General features: G+C 70.8%; 15 protein-coding genes. 2 read left to right on the top strand and 13 right to left on the bottom strand.

The window, feature by feature from the left end; all coding sequences use genetic code 11:
* Positions 1 to 33 precede the first annotated feature (33 nt).
* From era to hrcA, 8 genes are all read right to left on the bottom strand, one after another.
* Entirely contained in the window at positions 34 to 948 is a 915-nt protein-coding gene (gene era, locus HQQ85_RS18040) for a GTPase Era (RefSeq protein WP_173183853.1), read from the bottom strand.
* Positions 945 to 2,279, bottom strand: coding sequence for a hemolysin family protein (locus HQQ85_RS18035; protein ID WP_173183852.1), 1,335 nt, complete (start codon positions 2,277 to 2,279; stop codon positions 945 to 947). The genes era and HQQ85_RS18035 overlap by 4 nt, the downstream gene beginning before the upstream one ends.
* Positions 2,279 to 2,743, bottom strand: coding sequence for an rRNA maturation RNase YbeY (gene ybeY, locus HQQ85_RS18030; RefSeq protein ID WP_173183851.1), 465 nt, complete (start codon positions 2,741 to 2,743; stop codon positions 2,279 to 2,281). The genes HQQ85_RS18035 and ybeY overlap by 1 nt, the downstream gene beginning before the upstream one ends.
* 7 nt (positions 2,744 to 2,750) lie before the next feature.
* Positions 2,751 to 3,731, bottom strand: a complete 981-nt coding sequence (locus HQQ85_RS18025; RefSeq protein WP_173183982.1) for a PhoH family protein — start codon at positions 3,729 to 3,731, stop codon at positions 2,751 to 2,753.
* 115 nt (positions 3,732 to 3,846) lie between these two features.
* Positions 3,847 to 4,191, bottom strand: coding sequence for a histidine triad nucleotide-binding protein (locus HQQ85_RS18020; RefSeq protein WP_173183850.1), 345 nt, complete (start codon positions 4,189 to 4,191; stop codon positions 3,847 to 3,849).
* Positions 4,192 to 4,300: 109 nt separating this feature from the next.
* Positions 4,301 to 5,059, bottom strand: coding sequence for a 16S rRNA (uracil(1498)-N(3))-methyltransferase (locus tag HQQ85_RS18015; protein WP_173183849.1), 759 nt, complete (start codon positions 5,057 to 5,059; stop codon positions 4,301 to 4,303).
* Positions 5,060 to 5,066: 7 nt separating this feature from the next.
* On the bottom strand, positions 5,067 to 6,179 hold the full coding sequence (dnaJ, locus tag HQQ85_RS18010) for a molecular chaperone DnaJ (protein ID WP_173183848.1): 1,113 nt from the start codon (positions 6,177 to 6,179) through the stop codon (positions 5,067 to 5,069).
* 61 nt (positions 6,180 to 6,240) lie between these two features.
* Entirely contained in the window at positions 6,241 to 7,275 is a 1,035-nt protein-coding gene (gene hrcA, locus HQQ85_RS18005; RefSeq protein WP_173183847.1) for a heat-inducible transcriptional repressor HrcA, read from the bottom strand.
* Positions 7,276 to 7,453: 178 nt separating this feature from the next.
* Here hrcA and HQQ85_RS18000 point away from each other — a divergent pair, with 178 nt between their 5' ends.
* The gene (locus HQQ85_RS18000; protein ID WP_173183846.1) at positions 7,454 to 7,993 is read left to right on the top strand and encodes a DUF4870 domain-containing protein; all 540 of its coding nucleotides are present in this window, start codon (positions 7,454 to 7,456) and stop codon (positions 7,991 to 7,993) included.
* Between the two features lie 18 nt (positions 7,994 to 8,011).
* Here HQQ85_RS18000 and hemW read toward each other — a convergent pair whose 3' ends face one another.
* The 3 genes from hemW to lepA are packed head-to-tail and all read right to left on the bottom strand — an operon-like array spanning position 8,012 to position 11,795.
* Entirely contained in the window at positions 8,012 to 9,238 is a 1,227-nt protein-coding gene (gene hemW, locus HQQ85_RS17995) for a radical SAM family heme chaperone HemW (protein WP_173183845.1), read from the bottom strand.
* A 2-nt stretch (positions 9,239 to 9,240) separates the two neighbouring features.
* Positions 9,241 to 9,942 (bottom strand): DUF1990 family protein, encoded by a 702-nt coding sequence (locus HQQ85_RS17990; protein ID WP_371741952.1) that lies wholly within the window; start codon positions 9,940 to 9,942, stop codon positions 9,241 to 9,243.
* Positions 9,943 to 9,944: 2 nt separating this feature from the next.
* Entirely contained in the window at positions 9,945 to 11,795 is a 1,851-nt protein-coding gene (gene lepA, locus HQQ85_RS17985) for a translation elongation factor 4 (RefSeq protein WP_173183844.1), read from the bottom strand.
* A 110-nt stretch (positions 11,796 to 11,905) separates the two neighbouring features.
* Here lepA and HQQ85_RS17980 point away from each other — a divergent pair, with 110 nt between their 5' ends.
* Entirely contained in the window at positions 11,906 to 12,793 is an 888-nt protein-coding gene (locus HQQ85_RS17980) for an NAD-dependent epimerase/dehydratase family protein (RefSeq protein ID WP_173183843.1), read from the top strand.
* 31 nt (positions 12,794 to 12,824) lie between these two features.
* Here the strand turns inward: HQQ85_RS17980 and HQQ85_RS17975 are convergent, their stop codons facing one another.
* The gene (locus HQQ85_RS17975) at positions 12,825 to 13,868 is read right to left on the bottom strand and encodes a ketopantoate reductase family protein (protein ID WP_173183842.1); all 1,044 of its coding nucleotides are present in this window, start codon (positions 13,866 to 13,868) and stop codon (positions 12,825 to 12,827) included.
* Between the two features lie 2 nt (positions 13,869 to 13,870).
* A complete protein-coding gene (locus HQQ85_RS17970; RefSeq protein ID WP_173183841.1) occupies positions 13,871 to 15,073 on the bottom strand; it encodes a pyridoxal phosphate-dependent aminotransferase in 1,203 nt (400 codons plus the stop codon).
* Positions 15,074 to 15,230: the final 157 nt, after the last annotated feature.

Below are 15,230 nucleotides of genomic sequence, written 5' to 3'. Positions count from 1 at the left end.
CACGGCGATCAGACCGCGCATCCGGATGCCCGCTCAGAAGCCGAGCCGGCCGAGCAGCTTCGGGTCGCGCTGCCAGTCCTTCGCGACCTTCACCCGGATGTTGAGGTAGACCTGGCTGCCGAGCAGCGGCTCGATCTCGGCCCGGGCACGCGCCCCGACCTCGCCGAGGCGGGAGCCTTTCGGGCCGATGATGATGCCCTTCTGGCTGTCGCGCTCGACGAAGAGGTTGGCGTAGATCTCGACCAGCTCCTTGTCTTCCCGCTGGCGCATGTCGTCGATCGTCACCGCGATGGAGTGCGGCAGCTCGTCCCGCACGCCCTCGAGCGCCGCCTCGCGGATGAGCTCGGCGACCCGGCTCTCGATGCCCTCGTCGGTGTACTGGTCGTCGGGGTAGAGCCGCTCCGAGCGGGGCAGCAGACGGATGAGCTCGCTGGTGAGCACGTCGAGCTGGATGCGGCTGGTCGCCGACACGGGGACCACGGTCTCCCAGTCGCGGAGCTCGGAGATCGCGAGCAGCTGCTCCCCCACCTGCTGCTTCGAGGCCGAGTCGATCTTCGTGACGATCGCGACCTTCTTGGCCTTCGGGTACTGGTCGAGCTGCTCGTTGATGAAGCGGTCGCCCGGGCCGAGCTTCTCGTCGGCCGGCAGGCAGAAGCCGATCACGTCGACCTCGCCGAGGGTGGACTGGACCAGCGAGTTCAGCCGCTCGCCGAGCAGGGTGCGCGGGCGGTGCATGCCGGGGGTGTCGACGAGGATCAGCTGCCCGGCCGGGTCGTGCACGATTCCGCGGATGGTCTGCCGGGTGGTCTGCGGCTTGGGGCTCGTGATGGCGACCTTCTCGCCGACCAGCGCGTTCGTGAGGGTCGACTTGCCCACGTTGGGGCGGCCGACGAAGGTCACGAAGCCCGCCCGGAAGTCGTCGGGGCCGGGGGTGCCGGTGTCGGTCATGCGTTCTCCTTGCTGGGGGCGGTGCCGGCGGCGACGTCGTCGGCAGGCTCCTGCCCATTGTCGGGGTCGGCGGGCTCTGCGCGGTGCACGAGCACCGTGACGACCCGCTTCCGCCGGCCGTCGATGCGGTCGGCGGTGAGCACGAGGCCGAGCACCTCGGCGGTGGAACCCGCCTCGGGCAGGCGGCCGAGCGCCTTGGTGAGCAGGCCTCCGACGGAGTCGACGTCGTCGTCGTCGAGCTCGAGGTCGAACAGCTCGCCGAGCTCGTCGACCGGCAGCCGGGCGCTGACCCGGTAGCCGGCGTCGTCGTCGAGCGGCTCGATCTCGACCACGTCGCGGTCGTACTCGTCGGAGATGTCGCCGACCAGCTCCTCGATCAGGTCTTCGAGCGTGACGAGGCCGGCGATTCCGCCGTACTCGTCGACGACCATGGCGAGGTGGTTCGACTCGGTCTGCATCTGCCGCAGGGTGTCGTCGACCTTCTTCGACTCGGGGATGAACAGGGGCTGCCGGGCGAGCTCGCGCACCGGCATCGTGTCGACGAGCGTGGGCCGTTCGTAGCTCACCCGGGCGACGTCGCGGAGGTGCAGCACGCCCGCGATCTCGTCGACGTCGTCGTCGACGACGACGGGGATGCGCGAGACGCCCTTGCTGAGGAAGAGACCGAGCCCGTGCCCCACCGTGGCGTCGTCGTCGATCGTGACCATGTCGGTGCGAGGGATCATCACCTCGCGCACGACGGTGTCGTTGAACTCGAGGATGGAGTGGATGAGCTCCCGGTCGTCCTCCTCCAGCACGTCGAGCTCGGTGGCCTCGTCGACCATGCTGAGCAGCTGCTCCTCAGAGGCGAAGCCTGCCGAGCGGGCGCGGGCCGGGGTGACGCGGTCGCCGATGGCGACGAGCAGGTTCGCGATCGGGCCGAGGAACACCCGCACGATGTGCACCGCCACGGCGCCGTAGCGCACGACGACCCGCGGATGCACGCGCCCGACGCTGCGGGGACTCGACCCCACGAGCACGAACGAGACCACGATCATCACCACCGCCGAGACGACGAGCGCGATCCACAGCTCGTCGATCGTGAAGGCGAAGGAGATGGTGACGAGCACCGCCGCAGTGGTCTCGAACACGACGCGGGCGAAGTTCGCGGCGTTGAGGTGCGCGCCCACGTCGTTCGCGATGGCACGGAGCGACCGCTTGGCCCGGTAGCGCTCGGCGAGGTCGAGCATGTCGCCGCGGGACAGCGACGTCATCGCCGAGTCGACCGCTGCGAACAGGCCGCCCAGGGCGACCAGCACCACGGCGGCGAGGAGGAAGACGACGATCGTCATTACCGGCGGCGGCGCTCGCTCATCGCGTAGCCGACCAGGATGTCGCGCTGGATGCCGAACATCTCACGCTCCTCCTCGGCGTCGGCGTGGTCGAAGCCGAGGAGGTGCAGCATGCCGTGGGTCGTCAGCAGCAGCAGCTCCTCCAGTGTGGAGTGCCCGGCGGTCTGCGCCTGCGACTCGGCGACCTGCGGGCAGAGCACGACGTCGCCGAGGAGCCCCGCGGGGGTCGGCATGTCCTCCGTGCCCGGGCGCAGCTCGTCCATCGGGAAGCTGAGCACGTCGGTGGGGCCCGGCTCGTCCATCCACTGCACGTGCAGCTGCTCCATCGCCGCCTCGTCGACGAGCACGATCGCGAGCTCGGCGTCGGGGTGGACGTGCAGGAAGTCGAGCGCGAACGTCGCGAGCCGGAGCAGCGCCGTCTCGTCGACCTCGACCGACGACTCGTTGTTGACCTCTATCGACACGGGGTGTCTACCGCTTTCCCTTGGTGTAGCGGCGATCGCGCTCGCTGCTGAAGTCGTGCCCCTGCTGGCGGGCCAGCTGCACCTGGTCGTACTCGGTGTACGCGTCGACGATCTGGCCCACGAGGGTGTGCCGCACCACGTCGGCGCTCGTCAGGAGAGCGAAGTGGATGTCGTCGATGCGGTCGAGGATGCGGCTGACGACCTGGAGGCCGGAGGTGCCGTTCGGCAGGTCGACCTGCGTGATGTCGCCCGTGACGACCATCTTCGAGCCGAAGCCGAGCCGGGTGAGGAACATCTTCATCTGCTCCGGCGTGGTGTTCTGCGCCTCGTCGAGCACGATGAAGGAGTTGTTCAGCGTGCGACCGCGCATGTAGGCCAGCGGTGCCACCTCGATGGTGCCGGCCGCCAGGAGCTTGGGCACGATCTCCGGGTCCATCATCTCGTTCAGCGCGTCGTAGAGCGGCCGCAGGTAGGGGTCGATCTTGTCGGTGAGGGTGCCGGGCAGGTAGCCCAGGCGCTCCCCCGCCTCGACGGCCGGGCGGGTCAGGATGATCCGCTCGACCTCCTTGCGCTGCAGCGCCTGCACGGCCTTCGCCATGGCGAGGTAGGTCTTGCCGGTGCCGGCGGGGCCGATGCCGAAGACGATGGTGTTCTTGTCGATCGAGTCGACGTACTCCTTCTGGCCGAGGGTCTTCGGTCGCACGCTCTTGCCGCGGGCGGTGACGATGGCCTGGCTGAGCAGCTCGGCCGGGCTCGAGCCGCGGTCGTTCTCGAGGATGCGCGCCGACGACGACACCTCGGTGGGCGTCAGCTCGTGCCCGTTGCGCACCATCTGCAGCAGCTCCTCGACGAGGCGGCGGGCGGCGTCGACCTGATCGGCCGGGCCGGAGATGGTGATGTCGTTGCCGCGCACGAGCACGGAGACCTCGGGGAAGCGGCGCTCGACGGTGGTCAGCAGCCGGTCTTGCGGGCCGAGCAGGCGCACCATCTCGATGCCGTCGATGTGCAGCTTCGCCTCGGAGCGCTCGCCCCGGGGTGAGCCGTCGGCGCGGGAGGAGCTGGTGCCCCGGGAGGCCTGGGGGGTGGGTTCGGTGGGAGCCAAATTACTCTTTCAGCCCGCCCGCGAGAACATGGGCGTGCACGTGGAAGACGGTCTGACCGGCGTTCTCGCCGGTGTTGAAGATGAGACGGAACTCGCCGTCGGCGCGCTCCTCGGCGATCGACTGCGCCGTCGCGACGATCTCGGCCAGGAGGCCCGGATCGCCCGCGGCGAGCTCGACCACGTCGCGGTACTGCTCGGTCTTCGGCACCACGAGCACGTGCACGGGGGCCTTGGGCGCGATGTCTTCGAAGGCGATGACGCGGTCGGTCTCGCGCACGATCGTGGCCGGGATCTCACGGGCCACGATGCGCGAGAAGATCGAGGGGGACTCGGATTCGCTGGACATGACTCCATCTTAGGTTCGACCGCCGACACCGAGGAGGGGCCGACCGGGGCCTTGACGCGGGTTTCGCTACCAGCGTCCGGCTGCCGGCACCCGCGCCGCCGATACCGACCTACCAGCGCCCCAGCGCCACGTTCAGCACCGCGATCGCCGCCGGCCCCGCGCTGGACGTGCGCAGCACCTCGTCGCCGAGCCGCACGGTCTCGGCACCCGCCTCGTCGAGCTTCTCGAGCTCGCGCGGCGAGATGCCGCCCTCCGGGCCCACGACGAGCACGATGGAGCGCTCGTCGGCGTCGCCAGCGGCGGTGGTTCCGAACGTCAGGGACGTGAGGCGGGTGGTCGCGCTCGGCTCGAGCACGAGCATCCGGCAGCCGTCGGTCTCGGCGATCAGCTCGGGCAGGTCGACCAGGTCGCCGACCGGCGGCACGAACGGCCGAATGGACTGCTTCGCCGCCTCGCGCACGATGCTGCGCCAGCGCTCGACGCCCTTGACGGCCTTGGGCCCAGCCCAGCGGGAGACCGAGCGCTCGGCCTGCCACGGCACTACGCCCGAGACGCCGAGCTCGGTGGCCGTCTGCACGGCCAGCTCGTCGCGGTCGCCCTTGGCGAGCGCCTGCACCAGCACGATGCGGGGCGAGGGCTCCGGATGCTCGTGCACCCGCTCGACCGCCAGGTCGAGCTCCTTGGCCTCGGCCCGCACCACCACGCCCTCGACGATCAGTCCGCGACCGTCGCCGATGGCGGTGTGCTCGCCCACGCGCATCCGGTTCACCGTCGCCGCGTGCTTGGCCTCGTCGCCGCCGAGCGTGACCACGTCACCCAGCTCGTGCGGCACCACCGACAGCTCGTCGAGCAGGAAGAGGGAGCTCACCGGCGGCTCAGACGTTCAGGAAGCGGTCGCGGAGCTTCGCGAACAGCCCCTGCTGGAACTGACCGAGCGAGGGCGCCGGGTACTTGTGGGCGGAGGCGAGCTGCTTCATGAGCTCTTTCTGCTTGTGGTCGAGCTTCGTGGGGGTGACCACCTGGATGCCCACCCGGAGGTCGCCGCGCCCGTTGCCGCGCAGATGCGTGACGCCGCGGCCCTTCACCGTGAGCACCTCGGCACTCTGCGTGCCGGGCTTCAGCTCGATCTCGATGTCGCCGTCGAGGGCCTTGATGGTGGTCGTCGTGCCGAGCACCGCATCCCACATCTGCACCTCGAGGGTGCAGAGCAGGTCGTCGTCGTTGCGCGAGAAGATGTCGTGGTGGCGCACCTTCATCTCGAGGTAGACGTCGCCCTGGGGGCCGCCGGCCGGGCCGACCTCGCCCTGGCCTGGCAGCTGCAGGCGGAGGCCCGTGTCGACGCCCGCGGGGATGTCGACGGGGAGGGTGCGGCGCGCGCGCACGCGGCCCTGGCCCTGGCAGGTGGGGCACGGGTTCGGGATGATCGTGCCGTAGCCGCGGCAGGTGCCGCAGGGGGCGCTCGTCACGACGTTGCCGAGCAGCGAGCGCACGGTGCGCTGGATCGAGCCGGAGCCGTGGCAGATGTCGCAGGTGACCGGAGCGGTGCCCGGGGCGCAGCACGAGCCGTTGCAGGTCTCGCAGAGCACGGCGGTGTCGACCTCGAGGTCGCGGTGGGTGCCGAAGATGACCTCGCCGAGGTCGACCTCGACGCGGAGCAGTGCATCCTGACCCCGCTCGGCACGGGACTTCGGGCCTCGGCTGCCGCCGCCCTGCCCGCCGAAGAAGGTCTCGAAGATGTCGCCGAAGCCGCCGAAGCCCTGGGCGCCCGCGCCGCCGAAGCCCTGCTGCGGGCCGCGGTCGTAGTCGCGGCGCTGCCCGGGGTCGCTCAGCACGTCGTACGCGTGGGTGACCGCCTTGAACGTCTCCTGGGCCTCGGGGCTCGGGTTGACGTCGGGGTGCAGCTCGCGGGCGAGCCGGCGGTAGGCCTTCTTGATCTCTTCGGGAGTCGCGTCGCGCGAGACGCCGAGCACGTCGTAATGGTCAGCCACCAGGGGCTTCTCCTTCGTTGTCGTCCGGAAGTCGTGGGGGGTTCGGGGATCGGGTCGACGGTCAGCTCGCGCTGCCGGTCTCGCCGAGGGTTCGGGAGAGGTAGCGCGCGACCGCGCGCACCGCGGAGATGTTGCTGGAGTAGTCCATGCGGGTCGGGCCGAGCACGCCGAGGCGCGAGATGGCGCTGCCGATGCCGGTGTAGCCGCTCGCGAGGATGGAGGTCTCGCCGAGGCCGAACGACTCGTTCTCACGGCCGATCGAGACGAGGAGGCCCCGCTGGTCGGCCTCGAGCTCGCTGAACAGGCGCAGCAGCACGACCTGCTCCTCGACCGCCTCGAGCACGGGCAGGATGCTGCCGTGGAAGTCGTCTTCGGTGCGCACCAGGTTGGCGGCACCGGCGATCAGCAGCTTCTCCTGGCGGTTGGCCGAGACCTGCTCCTTCAGCGTGGCCGCGACGACGGATGCGGTCGCCGCCAGCTCGGCCGGGAAACGCTCCGGCACGCCGTCGAGGGCGCCCGCCGCCTCGATGAGGCCCTTGCCGCCGACCGCCTCGTTGAAGCGCTGGCGGAGCTCGCCGATCAGGCTGTCGTCGATGTCGGACGGCACGTCGACGATGCGCTGCTCGACGTGGCCGGCGTCGGTGATGATCACCGTCATGAGCTTGCGGGGGGCGAGGGCGACGACCTCGATGTGGCGCACCCGCGCCTGCGAGCGCGACGGGTACTGCACCAGGGCGACCTGGTGGGTGAGCTGGGAGAGCAGGCGCACCGTGCGGGCGAGCACGTCGTCGACGTCGACACCGGAGTCGAGGAACGCCTCGATCGCGTGCCGCTGCGCCGGCGTGAGGGGACGCACCTCGGAGAGGTGGTCGACGAACAGGCGGTAGCCCTTGTCGGTGGGCACCCGTCCGCTCGAGGTGTGCGGAGCCGTGATCAGCTCCTCCTCTTCGAGCAGGGCCATGTCGTTGCGGATGGTGGCCGCCGAGACGCCGAAGGAGTGCCGTTCGGCGATGCTCTTCGAGCCGACGGGCTCGCGGGAGGCGACGTAGTCCTGCACGATCACGCGAAGCACTTCGAGGCTGCGTTCGGAGACCATGTCGACCACCTCCCTTTTGGCACTCAGACGGCTTGAGTGCCAATCATATCGCGCCGGGACCGACAACCGGCTGGGGACGCGGGGAGACACAGTGAGCGAAAATCATTGCTCGGCCCCGGGGCTACCGCTATCTTGTCTCGTGTACCACCCCGTCCATCCGTCTGAAAGGCGCGAGACAATGACCGACCCCAACGCAACGCCGAACGATCCGGCCGCAGGCCAGCCGACGCCGCCTTCGGGTCAGCCCACGCCCCCTCCCGGGTACCAGGCTCCTCCCCCCGGCTACCAGGCACCGCCTCCCGGGTACCAGGCTCCCCCGCCCGGCTCCGGCTACCAGCAGCAGCCCGGTTACCAGCAGGCAGCTCCGCAGGCGCCGCTCTCGCCGGCCGACGACAAGCAGTGGGCGTTCCTCGCCCAGCTCGGCGGCATCCTCGGCTTCCTGCCGCCGCTGATCATCTGGCTGATCTTCAAAGACCGCGGCCCCCTCACCAACCAGGAGGGCAAGGAGTCGCTGAACTTCCAGATCTCCGTCGCGATCGCGGTCGTCGCCCTCTACATCCTGGGCACGATCCTCTCGGTGATCCTGATCGGCTTCCTGTTCTACTTCCTCGCCTGGGCGGTTCAGATCGTCGGCGTCGTGTTCGCGATCATCGCCGGTGTCAAGGTCAACGCGGGCGGCACCTACCGCTACCCGTTCACCTTCCGGTTCATCAAGTAGCGCCGACGCCGGTGGCGCCTAGGTGAGGCGCCGCACGACGGCATCGGCCAGCAGACGGCCCTTCAGGGTGAGATCGATCTCGCCCCGGAGGGCCGTTCTGCCGTCCACGAGCCCGTCGGCGATCAGCCCGGCGACCTCCTGGCGCGCCTCGGGCGCGAGCGAGTCGGTGCGCAGGGCGCCCCGCACCCGGCTGAGCAGCAGGATGCGCTCGAGCTCCCGGATGTCGTCGTCGATGATCTCGCGGCCGGCGGCGGGCGACTCCCCGGCGGCGATGCGCTGCGCGTAGGCGGCAGGGTGCTTGACGTTCCACCAGCGGGTGTCGCCCACGTAGCTGTGCGAACCGGGCCCGATGCCCCACCAGTCGTGCCCCACCCAGTAGCCGAGGTTGTGCCGCGAGCGGGTGCCGGGGCCGGTCGAGAAGTTGCTCACCTCGTACCAGTCGTAGCCCGCGTCGCCGAGGGTCGCATCCGCCCGCTCGTACATGTCGGCCTGCAGGTCGTCGGAGGGCGCGGCGACGACGCCGCTCTTGATCTGGCGGGCGAGCTTCGTGCCCTCCTCGACGATCAGCGCGTAGGCCGAGACATGGTCGGGCCGCTCGGCGACGACGGCGTCGAGCGAGCGCTGCCAGTCGTCGATCGTCTCGCCGGGGGTGCCGTAGATCAGGTCGAGGCTGACCTGCAGGCCCGCCTCCTTCGCCCAGCGCACCACGTCGGGGATGCGCTCGGGGTCGTGCGTGCGCTCGAGGGTCGCCAGCACGCTCGGCACGGCCGACTGCATGCCGAAGCTGACCCGCGTGAAGCCGGCCTCGGCGAGCGTCTGCAGGTAGCCGGCATCGACCGAGTCGGGGTTGGCCTCGGTGGTGATCTCGGCGTCGGGCGCGAAGCCCCAGGTGTCGCGGGCCGCGTGCAGCATGCCCGCCAGCTGGTGGGCGGGCAGCAGCGTCGGGGTGCCGCCGCCGAAGAACACCGTCGAGATCGGCCGCGGTGCGTAGCCCGAGCGGTCGAGCACCTCGGCGCCGAAGCGCATCTCGGCGACGGCCTCCTGCCAATAGTCGGCCTGCTTCGCCCCGCGCAGCTCGGTGGCCGTGTACGTGTTGAAGTCGCAGTAGCCGCAGCGCACCCGGCAGAACGGCACGTGCACGTAGAGGCCGAAGTCGCGGTGGGCGGCCCCGGAGGCGCGGCCGGCCGGGGGCGGAATCAGTCCGTCGGCCGGAGCCGGGTCGCCGAGCGGGAGGACGGAGGGCACGGTCAGCGACCGCCGGTGGGGCCGTCGGCGGCCGTCGCCGGCGCCAGGGGAACCCGCCCGGGCAGCAGCGCCCGCAGGTAGCGCCGGGTGTAGCGCCACTGCATGAACCGCAGCACGGGGTAGCCGAGCCGGTAGATCCAGCTGCTCGGCCGCGAGAAGGCGCGGATGACGATCCACACCGAACCGTCGGCGAGCTGTTCGACGACGAAGCTCTCCTCCCCCGACTCGGGGTGGCCGGGCAGCGTGCCGTAGGCGAAGCCCAGGCGGCCGGGCTCGTCGACGAGGTACACCACGCGAACGGGGCCCGTGACCTTCAGGCCGAACGCCGAGATCGTGAGCTCGGCCGTGGTGCCGGCCGTGACGAGCGGTGTGCCGTCTTCTCCGTAGGCCTGCTCCGGATGCGCGGCGAGCGGCCCGAGCGGCACCCCCGCCTCGTCGTACCGGAGCCCCGCCCAATCGGTCTCGGACGGCGCCGGCGGCTGGATCTCCCCCACCCGGATGCCGGCCCCCCGCTGCACGCCCCACGCCATCAGCCGCGACGACGCCGCCTCGAACCGCGCCTGCCCGCTTCCGAGGCGCGCCCGCACCTGCATCGGCCGGAAGCCCTTCGGCGGGAAGTAGAGCAGATCGGGCGCCTGGGTGGCGCCGACGGCCGCGTAGCTGAGGGGTGTCTCGGCAGCCGGCCGGGGAAGCGTGGCCGACACCGCTACTTCTTGTCCTTCTTCTCGACGTCGCCCGAGAGCGCGGCGATGAAGGCCTCCTGGGGCACCTCGACGCGACCCACCATCTTCATGCGCTTCTTGCCCTCCTTCTGCTTCTCGAGCAGCTTGCGCTTTCTGGTGATGTCACCGCCGTAGCACTTGGCGAGCACGTCCTTGCGCATCGCGCGGATCGACTCGCGCGCGATGATGCGGGCGCCGATCGCCGCCTGGATGGGCACCTCGAACTGCTGGCGCGGGATGAGCTCGCGGAGCCGGCCCGTCATCAGCACGCCGTAGGCGTAGGCCTTGTCGCGGTGCACGATCGCGCTGAACGCGTCGACCTGCTCGCCCTGCAGCAGGATGTCGACCTTCACCAGGTCGGCCTCCTGCTCGCCGGCGGGCTCGTAGTCGAGGCTGGCGTAGCCCGCGGTCTTCGACTTGAGGTTGTCGAAGAAGTCGAACACGATCTCACCCAGCGGCATCGTGTACTTGATCTCGACCCGGTCTTCACCGAGGTAATCCATGCCCTGCAGGGTGCCGCGGCGCTGCTGGCAGAGCTCCATGATGGTGCCCACGTAGTCCTTCGGCGCCAGGATCGCGGCGTTCACCACGGGCTCCTTGACGTTCAGGATCTTGCCGCCCGGGAACTCGCTCGGGTTCGTGACCGTGACCGTGCGCTTGTCCTCGGTGGTGACCTCGTAGATCACGCTGGGGGCCGTGGCGATGAGGTCGAGGTTGAACTCGCGCTCGAGCCGCTCGGTGATGATCTCGAGGTGCAGGAGGCCGAGGAAGCCGCAGCGGAAGCCGAAGCCGAGCGCGACCGAGGTCTCGGGCTCGTAGACGAGCGCCGCATCCGACAGCTTCAGCTTGTCGAGCGCCTCGCGGAGCACCGGGTAGTCGCTGCCGTCGATCGGATAGAGGCCCGAGAAGACCATGGGGAGGGGTTCGGTGTAGCCCGGCAGCGCATCCGTCGCCGGCTTCGCCGCGGTCGTGACCGTGTCGCCGACCTTGGACTGCCGCACGTCTTTCACGCCGGTGATGAGGTAGCCCACCTCGCCGACGCCGAGGCCCTGGCTGGGGGTCGGCTCGGGGCTGGAGACACCGATCTCGAGGATCTCGTGGGTGGCGCGGGTCGACATCATCTGGATGCGCTCGCGCGGGCTCAGCTTGCCGTCGATCATGCGCACGTAGGTGACGACGCCGCGGTAGGCGTCGTAGACGGAGTCGAAGATCATGGCGCGGGCCGGTGCATCCGCCTTGCCGACCGGGGCGGGGATGAGCTCGGTGACGCGGTCGAGCAGCGCCTCGACGCCCTCGCCGGTCTTGCCGCTGACCCGCAGCACGTCGGCCGGGTCGCCGCCGATCAGGCTCGCCAGCTCCTTCGAGTACTTCTCGGGGTCGGCCGCCGGCAGGTCGATCTTGTTCAGCACCGGGATGATCGTGAGGTCGTTCTCGAGCGCGAGGTAGAGGTTCGCGAGCGTCTGCGCCTCGATGCCCTGCGCCGCGTCGACGAGCAGGATGGCGCCCTCGCAGGCGGCCAGGCTGCGGCTGACCTCGTAGCTGAAGTCGACGTGCCCGGGGGTGTCGATCATGTTCAGCGCGTAGCTCTGGCCGTCGAGCGCCCAGGGCATGCGCACGGCCTGGCTCTTGATGGTGATGCCGCGCTCGCGCTCGATGTCCATGCGGTCGAGGTACTGCGAGCGCATGTCGCGGTCGCTGACGACGCCCGTGATGCCGAGCATGCGGTCGGCGAGCGTCGACTTGCCGTGGTCGATGTGCGCGATGATGCAGAAGTTGCGGATGAATGCCGGGTCGGTGGAGGCCGGCTGGAGGGCCTTCAGGGCTTTGGGGCTCACGCATTCCTCTGGAGTGTCGGTGGGATCGGCGCCGGACGGACGCGCACGATCGCAGGGACTCATTCTGCCACGTCTGGAATGGCGGGCCGGTTTGCCTGTTGAATCGGGGTATGGCCATCTTCCTCACCGGCGCGACCGGCTTCATCGGTTCCGCAGTCCTCCGTCAGCTCCGCGAGCAGGGGCGCGACGTCGTCGCCCTCGTGCGCTCGTCCTCCTCGGCCGCCGAGGTCGAGGCCCTGGGCGCCCGCGCGGTGCTCGGCGAGCTCACCGATCGCGAGATCGTGACGCACCTCGCCCTCGAGAGCGACGGCGTCATCCACCTCGCCTCCCCCGGCGACGAGTCGAGCGCCCCCACCGACGACGCCTTCGTCACCGCGGTGCTCGCGGGCCTCGAGGGCAGCGACAAGCCCTACGTGCACACCTCGGGCATCTGGATCTTCGGGAACGGCTCGGCGATCACCGAGACCTCGCCGTTCGACCCGCCCGCCCTCACCTCCTGGCGCCTGCCCGTCGAGGCGCGCGTGCGCTCGGCCGTCGGCGTGAAGACGTCGATCATCGCGCCCGGCATCGTGTTCGGCAACGGCGGCGGCATCCCGAACCTGATCGTGGATGCGCCGCGCGGCTCGGGCGTCGCCCCGGCCCTCGAGCTGATCGGCTCGGGCGAGCAGCACTGGACGACCGTGTTCGTCGACGACCTCGCCGAGCTGTACATCCTCGCCTTCGACCTCGCCCCGGCCGGGTCGTACTACATCGGTGCGAGCGGGCAGAACCCGACCGTGCGCGAACTCGGCGAGGCGGCGGCGCAGGCGGCCGGGCTCGACGGGCGGGTCGAACCGTCGTCGGTCGACGCCGCGCACGAGCGGCTGGGCGAGGCGTTCGCGGATGCGCTGCTGCTCGATCAGCAGGCGACCGGGTCGTCGGCGCGGATCGATCTCGGCTGGGAGCCGAACGGGCCGTCGCTCGTGGAGGAGCTGCGGTCGGGGTCGTACGTGCGGTAGCCGTTCGTCAGCGGTTCAGCGGCTCAGCGGCTCAGCCGCGCCGGGCCGCCTGCACGGCCGCGGCCACCGCGTCGGGCGCGACGAACTCCTTCTCGCGTTCGACGCGGTGCACCAGCTCCACCAGGGCGGCGTTCACCGGAGCCTCCCGCCCCAGCGCCCTCGCCGCGTCGACCACCGCACCGTTGAGGTGGTCGATCTCGGTCAGCTGACCGCGACGGATGCTCTGCAGCGTCGATCCCGGATTGGGAGTGCTCCCCATCCGCTTCCCCATCAGTCGCGGCAGCAGTCGGGCGAGTGGCTCCGGTGCCGCGCTGAACGCCCGCAGCAACGGATCGCTCAGCCCCAGCAGCGTCTCGAACCGCACCCCGGTCGCACGGGCCACGGCGACCGCCTCGCGCATGCTCGCCGTGAGCACCGCCCTCAGTCGCGGGTCGGCGATCGTCTCCTGCACCGGGAGCCCCGTGATGGCGGGGAGCGCGTTGATCTGGTTGACGATCAGCTTCGTCCACTGCGCGCCCTCGAAGTTGGGGGTGCGCTCGATCGGCAGGAGCGCGCCGAGCACGCGTTCGGCGAGGGCCAGGGCGGCGTCGTCGGCGGGGCGTGCCGGGCGGGCATCCGTCGCCTGGGGCAGGCCGAGGTAGGTGCTCGCGGAGGTGGTGATCGAGACCTCGCCGGGTGAGAGGTACGAGGCGGCGAACAGGGCCAACGCGCCGACGACCGGGGTATCGGGCAGCTGGGCGGCGGCTGCGGCGGCCCCGCCGAGGCCGTTCTGCACGACGACCAGGGGCACGCCGGGCAGGGCGGCGGCGTTGGCCTCGAGGGCCGGCCGCGCATCCTGGGCTTTGACCGTCAGGAGCACCAGGTCGAACGGGTGCGCCTTGTCTGCGTGCAGAAGAGCGGATGCTCGGGGCCGCGCCGTGTGCTCGCCCCAGTGGCCCGACAGGCGCAGTCCGCGCTGCTCGATCGCGTCGAGCTGGGCGCCGCGCGCGGTGACGTCGACGTCGTGGCCCGCGCGGTCGGCGAGGGCGGCGATGACACCGCCGACGGCTCCGGCGCCGATGACTCCGACGTGCATGGTCAGGCCTTCGGCGCGGCCGGCTCGGCGGGTGGGGCCGGGTCGGCTGGTGGGGCCGGGAGTCGCCGGATGCCCTCGAGCAGGTCGTCGGTGGAGGCGGCGGCGCAGAGGCGAATCCAGCCCTCGCCCGTGCGGCCGAACGCGCTGCCGGGCGCCACGGCGACGCGCTGCTCGATCAGGAAGCGCTCGGCCCACTCGGCGACGTCGCCGCCGGTGGCGTAGGAGACGTCGACCCAGAGGTAGAAGGCGCCAGTGGGTTCGAGATGGGCGATGCCCCTCTCTTTGAGGAGCGCGACGGCGGCGTCGAGGTTCTCGCGGTAGTGCCGCGCCGCGTCGGCGACGTGCTGCTGGGAGCCGCGGAGGGCCGTGACGACGGCGCGCTGGGCGGGGGTGTTGACGCAGCTGACCATCGCCTCCTGGGCGGCGCGGAGGAGCGGCGCGAAGCCGGGCGGGGTGAGCAGCCAGCCGACGCGGGCGCCGGTGAGCGCGTAGGTCTTGGAGGCCGAGAAGACGGTCAGCACGCGGTCCTCGGCCGCGTCGCCGCGCTCGGCGGCCAGGGCGGCGAGGCTGACGTGCTCGACGCCGTAGGTGAAGCGCTCGTAGACCTCGTCGCTGATCACCCAGAGGTCGTGGCGCTCGGCGAAGTCGAGCAGGGCATCCAGGGTCTCGCGGTCGAAGACGGCGCCGAGCGGGTTGGAGGGCGAGTTGACGATCAGCACCCGCGTGCGCGGGGTGACCAGGCGGTCGAGCTCGTCGAGGTCGGGCGTGAAGCCGGCCGCCGGGCGGAGCGGGTAGGGCACCGGCACGGCCGAGACGAGGTGGGCGTTCATCGTGAAGGTCGTGTAGCCAGGGTCGGGCACGAGCGCCTCGTCGCCCGGGTCGAGCAGGAGCGACATGGCGAGGTAGAGGCCCTGGGTGGCACCGGCGGTGACCCAGACGCGCTCGAGCTCGGTGGTGATGCCGTTCTGCTCCCGCACGGTGTCGACGATCGCCTCGCGCAGCTCGGCGATGCCGCCGTTCGGTGTGTAGGCGGTGTCGTCGGCCACCCAGGCGGCGGCGCCCTCGGCGAGCACGGCCGGATCGACGGCGACGTCGGGCTCGCCCACCACGAGGTAGACGACGTCGTCGAGCGAGTGAGCCAGTTCGAACAGGCGGCGGATGCCCGAGGGCGGGACCGTGTCGGTGTGGGCGGCTAGGCGTGGCATAGGGTTCTACGGTACTCCGGGCCTCTGGGGCCTTTGCTCGGTTTTCGGCCTCGGATTGTCGGTGGGTGCTCTACCTGGTAATGTTGCCTGTTGGCTTACGCATCCGCGCGACAAGGTGGGTGCGAACAGCGAGTGGCTCCATCCGCGGCCCGGCCGC

Source organism: Herbiconiux sp. VKM Ac-2851 (assembly GCF_013205105.1).
Lineage (GTDB): Bacteria > Actinomycetota > Actinomycetes > Actinomycetales > Microbacteriaceae > Herbiconiux > Herbiconiux flava.
The sequence above is the reverse complement of the archived record's forward strand: the minus strand, read 5'-3'. Positions and strand labels throughout refer to the sequence as shown.

What these genes read in the sequence shown, in the direction of transcription:
- era (WP_173183853.1), bottom strand. Translation starts at nt 948, where the DNA reads ATGACCGACACCGGCACCCCCGGCCCCGACGACTTCCGGGCGGGCTTC.
- HQQ85_RS18035 (WP_173183852.1), bottom strand. Translation starts at nt 2,279, where the DNA reads ATGACGATCGTCGTCTTCCTCCTCGCCGCCGTGGTGCTGGTCGCCCTG.
- HQQ85_RS18025 (WP_173183982.1), bottom strand. Translation starts at nt 3,731, where the DNA reads ATGGTGCGCCTGCTCGGCCCGCAAGACCGGCTGCTGACCACCGTCGAG.
- HQQ85_RS18020 (WP_173183850.1), bottom strand. Translation starts at nt 4,191, where the DNA reads ATGTCCAGCGAATCCGAGTCCCCCTCGATCTTCTCGCGCATCGTGGCC.
- hrcA (WP_173183847.1), bottom strand. Translation starts at nt 7,275, where the DNA reads ATGGTCTCCGAACGCAGCCTCGAAGTGCTTCGCGTGATCGTGCAGGAC.
- HQQ85_RS18000 (WP_173183846.1), top strand. Translation starts at nt 7,454, where the DNA reads ATGACCGACCCCAACGCAACGCCGAACGATCCGGCCGCAGGCCAGCCG.
- HQQ85_RS17980 (WP_173183843.1), top strand. Translation starts at nt 11,906, where the DNA reads ATGGCCATCTTCCTCACCGGCGCGACCGGCTTCATCGGTTCCGCAGTC.
- HQQ85_RS17975 (WP_173183842.1), bottom strand. Translation starts at nt 13,868, where the DNA reads ATGCACGTCGGAGTCATCGGCGCCGGAGCCGTCGGCGGTGTCATCGCC.
- HQQ85_RS17970 (WP_173183841.1), bottom strand. Translation starts at nt 15,073, where the DNA reads ATGCCACGCCTAGCCGCCCACACCGACACGGTCCCGCCCTCGGGCATC.